Consider the following 13,476-nt stretch of genomic DNA (forward strand, 5'->3'; position numbering starts at 1 on the left):
GAAACAATGACTGCTCGGTAAGTGCAATCAATCCAAGATGCGTAAGGTACTGCCTTTGGGGCGATCCTGCTCATCTGTATCAATGTCTTCATCGATGGCCTCAGACTCTTCATAGCCATCATATTCTGAAGGGTCGAAGAATATGCCGTGCTCAGGATCTTCTTTGGCATAGATCGCCATCACGGCAGCCATCGGTATCCAGACTTCTTCCGACACACCGCCAAATCGTGCAGCAAAGCTGATGGCATCATTATCAATCTGTAGATTGTGGGTGGCTTGATAGGATGCAGCCAACACCAAACGGCTGTCTTGGGCGTATTGCAATGGTGCGTGCAGATCGTTGTGAGTGGCGTCGATCATCAAATAAGGTGTATAGTCATTATCCTGCATCCATTCATGAAAGGCGCGGATAAGGTAAGGGCGTTTTGGTGTGATCATAGTGACTCCATGGGTCTAATACTGGCAATAAAACTGGGGCGTGCAAATAGCCGATCTTGATATTCTATTAAGGGGCGTATCAGATGTGTGGGCAAGTTGATGTGCATCTCAGGTAAGCGCCATAACAAAGGCAAAAGTAATGCATCACACCACCCAAATTCATCGGATAAAAAATAGGGCTTATGTCCAAATAAAGGGGCGAGCGTCACCAGTGAATCGGATAACGATTTTTTGGCATTAAGTGCGCTTTGTTCATCAAAGCTGTCAGGATGTGTCATTAAAATGAACGCTTGGGATAACCAATCATTCTGTAATCGCCAAGCCAACTGACGAATTTTGGCGCGCTCACTGGGTACGCTAGGCAGCAGCCTCGGTGATTGATGGCGCTCTTCTAGGTATTCAAAAATGACAGTCAACTCATACAAAGCGACATCGCGGTTCACCAGTACTGGCAGGGTGCGATAGGGGTTGAGTTCCGTCAGCTCTTCAGAGCGCTCATCTTCCATTATGACCAGCTGATAGTTAAGCTGTTTTTCTTCGAGCAGTAGGCGCACGATATGACTGTGTATGCCATGATCGGCATACAAGACAAATTGTGTCAATGAAAGATGCGGTAATTCCATAAAATACCATTGCCTAAATGAGCATATTAGTTTATCAAAAATTTGCCAAGCTGTGTGTAATTATCTGCCCAATTTCTCAATTCATTGGCATATTTATCAAAAAAAGACCGATGACACATATCATCGGTCTTTGTTGGGTGTCGCCCAATCTGCTTAATGCAGATTATTTGACATCTTTCCAAAATTCTTTATTCAACAGATAAACTGGGATTAAAAGAATTAACAGGAATAAAATCACAAACGCACCATAGATCTTACGATCATGACGGACTGGCTCAGCCATCCACGCCATGAAGTTGACCAAATCACCGACGCGCTGTTCATACGCTTCTTGACCCAATTCTTCTTGTAGGTTGTGAAGCACATGCGGCATGGCGGCATTGGCCAAGACCAAGTTGTTGGCGCCCCAAGGGCGGCTTGGATCTTCATAGAAACTGAGTAGATAGGTATAAACCCAGTCATCACCACGCAGGCGAGTCTCTAGTGACAAATCTGGTGGCGGCGCACCAAACCATGCACCTTGCAGTTCAGGATCGATGCCTGCGGTGATGTGATCACCGATTTGGTTGGCACTGACCATCAAATATTTTTCGACTAATTCAGGTGGAATGTCCAAGTCCTGGGCGATGCGAGAATGGCGCACATACTGGGCTGAGTGACAGCCGACACAGTAGTTCATAAACATTGCAGCACCGCGTTGTAGCGAGCCTTTGTTGGTCAGGTCGATCGGTGCTTTGCTACATTCTAAAGTCACCACAGTACCATCAGCTTCGGTAAATGTACCACAGCCATCACCACCAGCTGCCATGGCGTTGGTGCTGGCAAAAGCACCAACTGTCGCCAAAACGGCACCTGCACCAAATTTAACAAGTGAATTAAGTGCTTTCATTAGTGGCCTCCGGTTACGCGTTCTGGTGGTTGTTTACACTTCTCAATTGAGGTGTAAAAAGGCATCAATAGGAAATACAAGAAGTATAGGATAGTACAAATACGACCAACGATGGTGCCTGTTGGTGTAGAGGTAACACCGCCCAGATAGCCTAGGATCAGGAAGCTTACCACAAAGATGGCCAAAGCAATCTTAGACAGCGTGCCTTTGTAACGGATTGAGCGAACAGGTGAACGATCCAACCAAGGCAATACGAACAAGATGGCAATCGCACCAAACATCACGATGACACCAGGCAGCGCTGAACCGAACATTGATGGTGTTGCACGCAGCATCGCGTAGTATGGCATGTAGTACCAAACAGGAGCAATGTGTGCTGGCGTTTTCAATGCATTAGCAGCTTCAAAGTTTGGCTTTTCTAGGAAGTAACCACCGCCTTCTGGGAAGAAGAACACCACAGCAAAGAACAAGATGAAGAATACCACGATACCAACCATGTCATGCACGGTATAGTAAGGATGGAACGGAACGCCATCTAGCGGCACGCCATTTTTGTCTTTTAGTTTCTTAATATCGATGCCATCAGGGTTGTTTGAGCCAACATGGTGTAGTGCAACCAGATGCATGAATACCAAGCCAACCAAAATCAGTGGAATGGCAACGACATGCAGTGCAAAGAAGCGGTTCAAAGTGATGCCTGAGATGATGTAGTCACCTTTCACCCATTCACCCAATGCATCGCCAATGAATGGAATGGCTGCTGGCAGGTTCAAAATAACTTGAGCGCCCCAGAATGACATGTTACCCCATGGCAGTAGATAACCAAAGAAACCTTCAGCCATCAAGCATAGGTAAATCGCCATACCAATGATCCAAACCAGCTCACGCGGTTTTTTGTACGAACCATACAGTAGACCACGGAACATGTGCAGATACACGACGACAAAGAAAGCAGACGCGCCAGTGGAGTGCATGTAGCGGATCAGCCAGCCGCCCTTGACATCACGCATGATGTATTCAAGTGAGGCAAAAGCACCCTCGGCGCTTGGGTTAAACATCATGGTAAGCCAAATACCAGTAACCAGCTGGTTTACCAGTACCACCATGGATAATACGCCAAAGAAATACCAAAAGTTAAAATTCTTTGGTGCGTAGTATTTAGACATATGATATTCATAAGTCTCAGTCGCAGGATAGCGAGCATCTATCCAGCTCATGAATTTCTTAGCAGCACTCATGATTAGGCCTCCCCAACAGTCAAGATTGTGCCATCAATACTGTATTCTGGAATAGGTAGATTAAGCGGAGCTGGCATGCCGCTATAAACACGACCTGATAAGTCGTACATAGAACCGTGGCAAGGGCAGAAGAAGCCGCCATACCAGTCAGCACCGCCCAGATCGGCTGCACCAACTTCAGGACGGAATATTGGCGCACAGCCCAGATGCGTACAAACACCCTCAACGACCAAAATATTTGGTTCGATAGAGCGTGTCTCGTTTTTGCAGTATTCAGGCTGTACAGACCCATCGGATGTTGGGTCGGCAAGTTTTGGGGTTACTTTGCTAAGATTTGCCACCATTTCGTCGGTACGCTTAACGACGAAGATTGGCTTGCCGCGATATTTTACGGTAATCATTTGACCGTTTTCAATGCCACTGATGTCTGTTACAACAGCAGCACCCGCAGCTTCCGCCTTTGCACTTGGGTACCAAGAACGGACAAATGGGGTGGCAATCGCACCGACGCCGACTGCGCCGATGGCAGCGGTCGTCGCGATTAGGACTCTACGGCGTTTAACATTCACGCCTTCGGCATGGCTCATTAAAACTTCCTCCAGAAAAAGAATGGGAATATTCCCATGCTGGGTGTGTGGCTATGATAAAACACTTTTATCAAATTTGCCACATTTGCTGTGCCTATTTTTGCTAAATATGACTATTTTAAGCTATTTTTGTAATAAAATAAATTCTTCTCTTACAAACTTGGCAAAAAAAGTCGCAAAAAATTTAATGATTTAACGAAAATGCGAGTTTACTGAATATTGGTTTGTGTAATATTGAAGTAAAGTTGCTAAATCTGAAATTTTCGCAAAAAAATTATCTCTATAATGTTACCATATTTTAAACTTTTTTTCTGCACTACATGTGTTAAAAGCGGCGAAAATTACAAAAAAATTATCAGTTAGCGGTCTTGATGCTAAATGCTGACACTTAGCCATTGGGTCTTGGTGGAAATGGTGCTCGCTAATTGGCACAAAAAAACTCCCGATATGCATCGAGAGTTTTTTGAACGATAATCGTAAAATTAACGCTTTGAGAACTGTGGACGACGACGTGCTTTGCGTAGACCAAGTTTTTTACGCTCAACTTCACGAGCATCACGAGTGACGAAGCCAGCTGCTTTTAGGGCAGGCTTGAAGGTTTCATCTTGTTCGATCAAAGCGCGGGTGATGCCATGACGGATCGCACCTGCTTGACCGTTGATGCCGCCACCAACAACAGTGATGTATAGATCAACACTGTCAGTCAATTCTAGCAGCTCTAGTGGCTGACGAACAACCATACGAGAAGTTTCACGACCAAAGTATTCGTCAAGTGATTTACCGTTTACAACGATGTTACCTGTGCCTTTAGACAAGAAGACACGAGCGGTAGAAGTCTTGCGGCGACCAGTGCCGTAATTGCGTTCCATAATGTCTCCTTAGATGTCTAGTACTTTAGGTTGCTGAGCTGCGTGTGGGTGTTCAGTACCCGCATACAGTTTTAGCTTTTTAATCATCGCATAGCCCAAAGGACCTTTTGGAAGCATGCCTTTAACAGCTTTGTGCAACACATCTTCTGGCTTGTGTGCTAGAAGTTTTGTGAAGTTGGTCTCTTTGATACCGCCTGGATAGCCAGTGTGACGGTAGTACTTCTTGTCCTGAGCTTTTTTGCCAGTTACAGCAATTTTGTCAGCATTGATAACAACGATATAATCGCCAGTATCAACATGTGGAGTGTACGATGGCTTGTGTTTACCACGCAGACGAGAAGCAATCTCAGAAGCTAGACGACCTAGAGTTTTGCCTTCAGCGTCCACGACATACCAGTCATGTACAACTTCAGCGGGTTTGGCACTGATAGTAGTAGTCATAAAAAACCTATTTAGTTGAGTTTGAGAGAGTATAAACAAAAAATCTCAAGCAATGCTTGATTTTAGTTGTTTTTTAAGTTGGGGAAACGAAGGGCTCTCAAAAAACAGCCGCGATTATACCAAATTATTGATGGCTTATGCAAGCATTATTTGATTATTTGTGTGGATAAATGATGATCTGATCCCAAAAAAGGTTAAAGAGTTTGGCTGAGTCAAGCGGCTGTATCGCTCGCCATCGTGCGCTTGGATTTTTAGTCTTTCTTACCCTTGTTATCAGCATCGCCTGGGATGATGGCTTTGCCAACCGCAACCGTGCCTTTGACGACGCCTTTGGTGGTCTTGTAGGCGATTTTGGCGGGGACAGTGACGACTTTATGCACGCAGCCACTTAATGCCACACTTAGTGTAAACAGGGTCAAAAAATGTACCAATTTCATCGGTCAGCTCCCATGCGATAGATTGGCTTATCATAATCAATGATGCAACAAAATGCAACTGAAGAAATTCTGAGTACAGAGCTCAGATTTTCGCAGTTTTGTGATAAAACTATGCTAAAATAAGCAGTTTAGATTTGGATTTTTTTGTTGTTGGCTTAGGCGATGAGCCGATGTTTGGTCAGTATTTAGTGTTTGATCTGTTAAAAGGTCGGGATCTTAAGAGGTCGGCATCTGACAGACGATCTGCAACAAAAATCGGGTGGATGAATTTATGACAAGCACTTATCACTTTTCAAAAACTTATGATGTCATCGTCGTCGGCGGCGGACATGCAGGCACCGAAGCGGCTTTGGCTGCAGCTCGCATGGGCAGTCAGACGCTGCTGGTGACGCATAACATCGAAACTTTGGGTCAGATGAGCTGCAACCCTGCCATCGGCGGCATCGGCAAGTCACATCTGGTGCGCGAGGTCGATGCTCTGGGTGGGGCGATGGCGCTGGCCACCGACCAAGCGGGTATCCAATTTCGGGTATTAAATAGCCGAAAGGGCGCGGCTGTGCGAGCGACGCGTGCGCAGGCTGACCGCATACTTTATAAAGCCGCGATTCGCCACACCCTTGAAAATCAGCCAAATCTTGACTTATTTCAGCAGCCTGTTGATGACATTATTATCGAAAATGGTCGTGCGGTCGCGGTGGTGACGGCATCAGGCGTGCGCTTTAATACGCGCGCGGTGGTGTTAACCTCGGGGACTTTTTTGGGTGGGGTGATCCATGTGGGTCTAGACAGTCAAAGTGGCGGCCGCGCTGGTGATATGCCATCGATTCGACTGGCTGATCGTCTGCGCGAACTTAAGCTGCCTGTTGGTCGCTTGAAGACAGGCACACCTGCGCGTATTGATGCCCGTACGGTGGATTTTAGCGTGATGATCGAGCAACCAGGCGATACACCGCTGCCAGTGATGAGCTATATGGGTGATGTCAGCATGCATCCTCGTCAGATCAGCTGCTACATCACCCACACCAATGAGCGCACACATGAGATCATCCGCCAAAATCTCGATCGCAGCCCGATGTTCAGCGGTAAAATTGAGGGTGTCGGCCCACGTTATTGCCCTTCGATTGAGGATAAGATTCATCGTTTTGCCGATAAAGACAGTCATCAGATTTTTATTGAGCCTGAGGGCTTGACCACCCATGAGTTGTACCCTAATGGTATCTCAACCAGTCTGCCGTTTGATGTACAAGTGGCATTCATTCATTCGATGAAAGGTCTTGAAAACGCGCATATCACGCGCCCAGGATATGCCATTGAGTACGATTATTTTGATCCGCAAAATCTCAAGCCGACTTTGGAAACCAAGTCCATTGATGGGTTGTTTTTTGCTGGACAAATTAACGGTACGACAGGTTACGAAGAGGCTGCGGCACAAGGCTTGTTGGCTGGACTGAACGCTGCACGCCAAGCGATGAATGAATCGCCTTGGACGCCGATGCGTCATGAAGCATACCTTGGGGTATTGGTTGATGATTTGATCACGCACGGTACCAAAGAGCCGTATCGCATGTTCACCAGTCGCGCTGAGCATCGCCTGCTTTTGCGTGAGGACAATGCTGATGAGCGTCTGACTGCCATCGGGCGTAAGCTTGGCTTGATCAGTGATGCGCGCTGGGAGAAATTTGAGCAAAAACAAGAAGCCATCGCCCAAGAAACCGCGCGACTGCAAGACATCTGGGCGACGCCAAATAATGCGATCGGCAAAGCATTCATGGCGCACACCGATGAGGTATTAACCAAAGAAAATACTCTGCTTGATCTGCTAAAGCGCCCGAATATCACCTTTGATGACATCGCCAAAGTCTCTGACAGTAGCGTTAGCAATGAAGTGGGCGAGCAGATTGAGATCGCGATAAAATACGCAGGCTACATCGATCGCCAAAATGAAGAGATCGCACAGATGAAGCGGCTTGAGGATACGGCTTTGCCTTTGGATTTTGATTATGCCTCTGTGTCAGGTTTATCCAATGAAATTATCCAAAAACTCAGCCAAATCCGCCCAGCCACCTTGGGTCAGGCATCGCGTATCAGCGGTGTCACACCAGCGGCGATCAGTCTGCTTGGCATGACGCTCAAAAAGCAGAAAAAATCCCAAGCTATCCTTGAACAGACGGTGTAAATCATGACTGCCCAAGCTGTCTTATCTGCGTTAAGCTTTGCTTTTGTGATTGTATTTCCAAACTTGGCTTTGATGGCCTTGGGCTATGTTATGCAGCGACGCCTGATCATTAATGCAGGCTTTATCGAGACGGCGTCGAGCATGGTGTTTAATTATTGCTTGCCTTGCCTGCTATTTTTTAGTGTACTAAAAAGCGAGGTGAGCATCTTTGATCAATCTTGGCTGCTGTTGGCGGGATTTATCACCACTTTTGGGCTGTTCTTTTTGGCAGAGATTTATGCCAAATTTTTTGTCCCAAAGCTTGGCGATAAAGGTGTGTTCGTTCAAGGTGTGTTTCGCTCGAATATGGCGATCATCAGTCTGGCCACTGTTGCCAATGCCTACGGTGATGCAGGACTTGGTGTCGGCGCGGTCTATATGGGCATCATCACCATTTTATATAATGTGCTGGCGGTGATTACCTTGTCACGCACCACCCAAAAAACAGGCAACTGGTTCAATCAAGCGACAGACATTGCCATCAAAATTTTTAAAAATCCTTTAATCATCGCGCTGTTATTGGCTTTTATTTATAAAGGTCTAAATCTACCTGCATTGCCAGAATTCATCAATACCACAGGTGCGCTGTTGGGTGCGGTGGCGCTGCCTTTGGCGCTCATTTGCGCTGGGGCGACCTTAGACATTCGTTCGATGATGCAGCCATCTGGGGTGTCCATGCAAGCCAGCATCGGAAGAATCCTTATCGCGCCGTTGATCGCAGTGATCACGGGTGTGGCGATGGCGCTACCGCCTTTGCAATTTGGGGTATTGTATTTGATGGTCGCAAGCCCAGTTGCAGCGGCAAGCTATGTGATGGCCAAAGCCATGGGCGGCAACGATGTGCTTGCGGCGAATATTTTGGGCTTTACCACGGTATTTGGGATGATTGGTATGGCGGTTGGTATGGCGATTTTAAGGGTTTTGGGTTGGGTGTGAGCGTCTGGCTACAAATTGATAGCACAATCACAACAAAAATATGCACGCCTTTTAGCTCAGGCTGTTATCATAAAACCAAGACAAGTGGTTGGATTGATGTTGTTTTATCCAAAACAACAGTCGTTTTGTGATCAAATGATTATGAAGATCAGCATTTGAACAAAAGATCTGAACAAAAGATCGTTCGCTGTGCTGGCACGATGATTTTTCATCGATGTCTGAATTTATCAGCCCATTTGTCAGTATTAATGTTTTAGTTTATTAATAGAATTTTAAGGAAAGCACATGAGCCAGAATCAAGATATTTTTCAAGCACTTATCTCATCACATCAGACACAGCGTGCGCTGTGCGATGATCTAGAATCGCTACTATCAACAGACATTAAAGCTGCCAAAAAAGCCTATCCTGAACTTGAAATCGAGCTGCAAGCCCATGCTGCTGCCGAAGAGCGTCACCTGTATGTGCCTGTGATGCAGTATGATGAGGGTCTGGATTTGTCACGCCATGCCATCGCTGAGCATCACGAAATGGATGAGTTGATGCACACGCTCAATGATGGCCGCATCAGTGATGAGACTTGGCAGACTACCTGTCAATCACTGATCGTTGAAGTGCGCCATCATCTCAAAGAAGAAGAGCAAGAATTTTTTAAGGAAGCCAAAAAGATTTTGGATGACGAGCAGCAGCAGCGTTTGGGTGCTTTATATGAAGTGGAGCATAGCACCTTTGAGCGTAATAATGGCTAGCCCATCACCATAACAATGACTGACCCATCACCACAAAAACGCAGTTTGTGATGACGAGCATATCAGCCAATACGAGCTTGGATGAGTAACTCAAACTAGCCAAGCTGAGTAACGCCGGCGCCATATAAGATACTGTGGCCGCCGGCGTGTTTTTGCACGACGATCTGAGTGTCGATGCGCTCTTTTAGGCTTGCGACATGGCTGATGATGCCGATGCTTTTACCGCTTTGTTGTAGCTCAAATAAAGTGCTTAGCGCCAAATCCAGTGCCGCTTCATCCAGCGTCCCAAAACCTTCATCCAAAAACAGCGATTCGATCTGCACATTTTGGCTATTGATTTGTGATAATCCCAAAGCCAATGCCAGCGAGATGATGAAGCTTTCGCCACCAGATAGGTTTTTGCTGCTGCGAATGGCATCGCCTTGATGCAGATCGGTCACTAAGATCTCAAGCGCTTTGCCATCTTGATCATCGGTGGTCAATAGATAGCGGTCATTCATCTTACTTAAAATCTGATTGGCATGCTGCAACACCAGATCGAGTGTCAATCCCTGCACAAAATTGCGATATTTATTTCCATTTTCTGAGCCAATCAGGGCATTGAGCTTTGCCCAGATGGCATTATCTTGTTGTTGTTTTTCAATGTCGGCCAATAAGGCAGCTTGGCGCTCACGATTTTTTAATTCTTGGGCTTTGATGGCATTCATCTCACCGATCTGCTGATGAATCGATGTCCAAGCCTCATGCAACTCAGCTGACTGCGCCTGTAATGCAGACTGATCCAGCAGCGTTATATCTGCATGTCGTGTTATCAGTTCATCTAATTTGGCTTGGCTGTTTTTGAGTGATATTTGGGTTTGTTTGAGTGCCTCGTGTAGCTGATCGGCAGTATGCTGCAGATTGACGATCTGCTCATCTGGCAGTCTGGATGCCAAAAATTCCGCCTCATCTCCAAAGATGGATTCGGCCAAGGCTGCCTGATAGGCGCTTTGATGAGCGGTGAGCTTTTGGGCGATCTCATCGATGATGGCATCAAGGCTTGTGGCTTTGGCTTTTTGAGATTCAAGCTGTACAAGATCGCTTTGTAATTTTGTGGTGAGCTGATCAAGCTGATTGCGCAGATCGCCAAGTTTTGTTTGATAAGACTGCTCCAAAGCATCGATGTCAGCATCACCGATGAGCTGCACCTTTTGATCGCGCAAAACTTGCATCTCGGCGGATGTTGACTGTTGTGCTGTGTACAGATCGTTGATATCAGGCTTTAGTACTTGGATTTTGTGCTGCTCAACATCGATTTTTATCAACAGCTCGGCCAGTTGGGACTGTGCGTGATTAAGCTTTTGACTGTGTGCTTTGGCGGCATTAATCTGTATTTTTAAGGTGCTGCAGTCATGATCTAAAGCAGCACGCATGTCGGTGATTAGGGCCAGATCGGCATCATGCGGTATGATGATGGCATTTGCATCTGGAAAACCTTTAAACGCAGGTTGATTGTGAGGATCAGATTGATATTGAGATTGAGATTGATATTGCTCAACGCGCTCAGCGCAAACAGACAGATTCGGTAGGCTGTCACTCAATGTCGCCAAATGCAAGCTAAGTTCACCAAAATTGTCATTGCCTTCTGACTGTAACAATGCCATCAGTGAGGGTATGAGATGTTGCTGCAAATGACAAGCTGCATCATGCACTGTCAAGATCAGTGCTTGTGCTTCTTGATTGGTTTTGACCCCTGCATTCTCGAGTGACTGATTCTCATAATTGAATTTATCTAAATTTTTCTCACTGATCTGAATCTGAGCCATGAGATGATTGGCATCCTCAAAAGTGCGCGTCTTATGCTCGACATCGGCATGCAACTGATGGCTTAACATATCAATGTCGCTGTGAGAGGGCAAATCATTATGTTCAGAAAAATCCTGTGAAATCTGCACCCATAGATCGCGCATCCTTTGCTGGATAGTCTTACTGTTTTTGTGCTGAGTGGACAGCTGATACGCGTTATTTTGAAGGTTAATCTGTAGCTGTTGCAGTGAGTTTTTGTAGTGTTCGAGCTGCAGTCGTTGCTGCTCAAGGCTGCGTTCGATAGACTCAAGCTGCTTTTTTGCCAATGCGACATCATCAGTGTCGCTGGGGTGATGTGCATGCTTATAAGGATGCTCGGTGCTGCCACACAGTGGGCAAGGATCGCCATCATTTAAGTGATCTAATTGTGCTTTTAGCTGTATCAGCTGAGTTTGAAGGCTGAAGTTATCGAGCTGCAGGCTATGATTCTTCTGGGTTTGCTCAATTTGACCTTGCAGAGACTGCACGGCATCTTCGATTGAGGACTGCTCATCTGACAGCTGAATTTTTTGTTGATTTAATCGCGCGATCTCATTGGATATCGGCAAATAGTGCTGGTAGTGCTGCTGGATTTGCTCGAGGATTTGTCGTGTCTGGCTGCTGTTTTTGATGGTATTTTGAAGTTCGTTCAGCTGCTGCTGAAGCGAAGCGATGTTGAGATCTTTATGGATGTGATCTAGATTTAACAGCTGATAAAATGCTTGTCTCTGTGAGTCCAATTCTTTACTTTTTTCATCTATATTATCTTTGCTTGCGTTGTAATCATTTCGGATATTTTGTAATTCAATCAGGGTGTGTTTTAGTTTTGCTAAGTCGGTTTGATATAGCTGATATGCACGCATCATCGAATCCGACAGGGCATCAAATTGTGCCAGATTTTGGGATTTTTTATGAAATTTTTCTGACAAATGCTCTAGCTGATTGTCATGATAATTGCTGTTTAATTCTGCGATGACTGCTTGGATGCGCTGCCGATCGCTGATAAGCTGGGCCAGTATCTGCTCACTGTGCTGCAAATCCAGCTGGTTTTTTTCTAGAGCCTTTGTCTGATGGGTCAGGTTTTGTGTCAATGATGAAATCTGCAAATCAAGCTTGCGCGCTGCGTGCAAATTGGGCTTGATGGCTTCGTAATCTTGGGTGTGTTTTTGAAGTTTTTCTTGAATATTTGACTGCTGAACACGATGGTGATCGACGCTGCCTTGAAGGGCGGTTAGGCTTTCGGTGAGCTTTATTCTGTCTTGTGTTTTGTGATCGTGCTGCTCGGCTGTTTGTGCGACGGCTTGGTATAATGGACTGAGCGCTTGGGCGTGCTTGGCTTGATTAAGGCATGCCATTTCATCAGAAAATTCGTTAATATCTAATTGATTTTTAAGGATTTTATTTTGCCATGTGGTTACTTCATCTGTTAAGGTGGCGTACTGCTCGGCCAGTTTTAGTTGAGCTTGGGTCTGCTCAATTTGACTGTCAATTTGTGATTTTTGTTCGCTGATGCTGCTGATACGATCAATCAAAGCATCATAATCTTCGGTGCTTAACAGCTGTAATTCTGCCAGTTTTAATTGGCGTTCTTTTAACAAATTATTTTGTTGTTTGTGCTTTTCATAGGCGGCTTGGCTGATCTGTGCGTAGATCTGAGTACCGGTGATTTGCTCTAGTATCTGTCCGCGTTCGGCAGCATCCGAGCGCAAAAAAGCAGCAAATTCGCCTTGCACCAGCATTACCGATCGGGTGAACTGCGCCTTATTCATCCCTAAAATTCGCTCAATCTGCTTATTGACCAAACTGGATTTTTCTTCGATGATCTTGCCATCAGGATCATTGACATGCTTAAGCTCGCTGATCTCGCGACTGACCGCTTGTAATTTGCCATCACTTTTTTGATTGGCACGGCGCTGCGACCAGCTGGCTTGATACAGCTTGTCATTGGCGCGAAAAATCACCGTGCTGGCTGCAAAAGCGGTACCGATGCTCATCAGCTCATTTTGATTGGCAGAGATGTTCAGTCGTGGCGTCTCGCCATATAGCGCCAAGCAGATGGCATCCAATATCGTCGTCTTGCCAGCGCCAGTTGCGCCTGTGATGGTGAACAGTGCATGATTGTGAAAGGCAGGATCCTCAAAGTCAATCTGCCACTTTCCCTTCAAAGAGTTGATGTTCTCAAAGACCAGTTTTAAAATTTTCATCCATCATTCCTGAAATCTGCCGCCATGC

General features: G+C 45.9%; 12 protein-coding genes. 3 read left to right on the plus strand and 9 right to left on the minus strand.

Going from position 1 to position 13,476, the window contains the following annotated elements; genetic code table 11:
• Positions 1-27: 27 nt before the first annotated feature.
• The 8 genes from B0681_RS00165 to B0681_RS00200 form a co-directional block, all read right to left on the minus strand.
• The gene (locus tag B0681_RS00165; protein WP_228143810.1) at positions 28-438 is read right to left on the minus strand and encodes a ClpXP protease specificity-enhancing factor; all 411 of its coding nucleotides are present in this window, start codon (positions 436-438) and stop codon (positions 28-30) included.
• Entirely contained in the window at positions 435-1,061 is a 627-nt protein-coding gene (locus B0681_RS00170; RefSeq protein ID WP_078316740.1) for a glutathione S-transferase N-terminal domain-containing protein, read from the minus strand. Before B0681_RS00170 ends, B0681_RS00165 begins: the two co-directional genes overlap by 4 nt.
• A gap of 163 nt (positions 1,062-1,224) precedes the next feature.
• Positions 1,225-1,950 carry a cytochrome c1 gene (locus B0681_RS00175; RefSeq protein ID WP_078316741.1) on the minus strand — a complete coding sequence of 242 codons (726 nt, stop codon included), beginning with the start codon at positions 1,948-1,950 and terminating at the stop codon, positions 1,225-1,227.
• Complete coding sequence (locus tag B0681_RS00180) at positions 1,950-3,167, minus strand: cytochrome b (protein ID WP_199174066.1); 1,218 nt, start codon at positions 3,165-3,167, stop codon at positions 1,950-1,952. The genes B0681_RS00175 and B0681_RS00180 overlap by 1 nt, the downstream gene beginning before the upstream one ends.
• A gap of 23 nt (positions 3,168-3,190) precedes the next feature.
• On the minus strand, positions 3,191-3,775 hold the full coding sequence (petA, locus tag B0681_RS00185; protein ID WP_078316743.1) for a ubiquinol-cytochrome c reductase iron-sulfur subunit: 585 nt from the start codon (positions 3,773-3,775) through the stop codon (positions 3,191-3,193).
• Positions 3,776-4,257: 482 nt separating this feature from the next.
• Positions 4,258-4,644, minus strand: a complete 387-nt coding sequence (gene rpsI, locus B0681_RS00190; protein WP_078316744.1) for a 30S ribosomal protein S9 — start codon at positions 4,642-4,644, stop codon at positions 4,258-4,260.
• Between the two features lie 9 nt (positions 4,645-4,653).
• On the minus strand, positions 4,654-5,085 hold the full coding sequence (gene rplM / locus B0681_RS00195; protein ID WP_078254213.1) for a 50S ribosomal protein L13: 432 nt from the start codon (positions 5,083-5,085) through the stop codon (positions 4,654-4,656).
• A gap of 251 nt (positions 5,086-5,336) precedes the next feature.
• Positions 5,337-5,522, minus strand: a complete 186-nt coding sequence (locus B0681_RS00200) for an NF038104 family lipoprotein (RefSeq protein WP_078316745.1) — start codon at positions 5,520-5,522, stop codon at positions 5,337-5,339.
• A 271-nt stretch (positions 5,523-5,793) separates the two neighbouring features.
• Here B0681_RS00200 and mnmG point away from each other — a divergent pair, with 271 nt between their 5' ends.
• The 3 genes from mnmG (at position 5,794) to B0681_RS00215 (ending at position 9,420) form a co-directional block, all read left to right on the plus strand.
• Positions 5,794-7,698 carry a tRNA uridine-5-carboxymethylaminomethyl(34) synthesis enzyme MnmG gene (gene mnmG / locus B0681_RS00205; RefSeq protein ID WP_078316746.1) on the plus strand — a complete coding sequence of 635 codons (1,905 nt, stop codon included), beginning with the start codon at positions 5,794-5,796 and terminating at the stop codon, positions 7,696-7,698.
• Positions 7,699-7,701: 3 nt separating this feature from the next.
• Positions 7,702-8,673 carry an AEC family transporter gene (locus B0681_RS00210; protein WP_078316747.1) on the plus strand — a complete coding sequence of 324 codons (972 nt, stop codon included), beginning with the start codon at positions 7,702-7,704 and terminating at the stop codon, positions 8,671-8,673.
• A 285-nt stretch (positions 8,674-8,958) separates the two neighbouring features.
• Positions 8,959-9,420 carry a hemerythrin domain-containing protein gene (locus tag B0681_RS00215; protein ID WP_078316748.1) on the plus strand — a complete coding sequence of 154 codons (462 nt, stop codon included), beginning with the start codon at positions 8,959-8,961 and terminating at the stop codon, positions 9,418-9,420.
• Between the two features lie 95 nt (positions 9,421-9,515).
• Here B0681_RS00215 and B0681_RS00220 read toward each other — a convergent pair whose 3' ends face one another.
• Complete coding sequence (locus tag B0681_RS00220) at positions 9,516-13,448, minus strand: AAA family ATPase (protein ID WP_078316749.1); 3,933 nt, start codon at positions 13,446-13,448, stop codon at positions 9,516-9,518.
• Positions 13,449-13,476: the final 28 nt, after the last annotated feature.

The sequence above is a fragment of the Moraxella porci DSM 25326 genome, from assembly GCF_002014855.1.
In the GTDB taxonomy this organism is placed as follows: Bacteria; Pseudomonadota; Gammaproteobacteria; order Pseudomonadales; family Moraxellaceae; genus Moraxella; species Moraxella porci.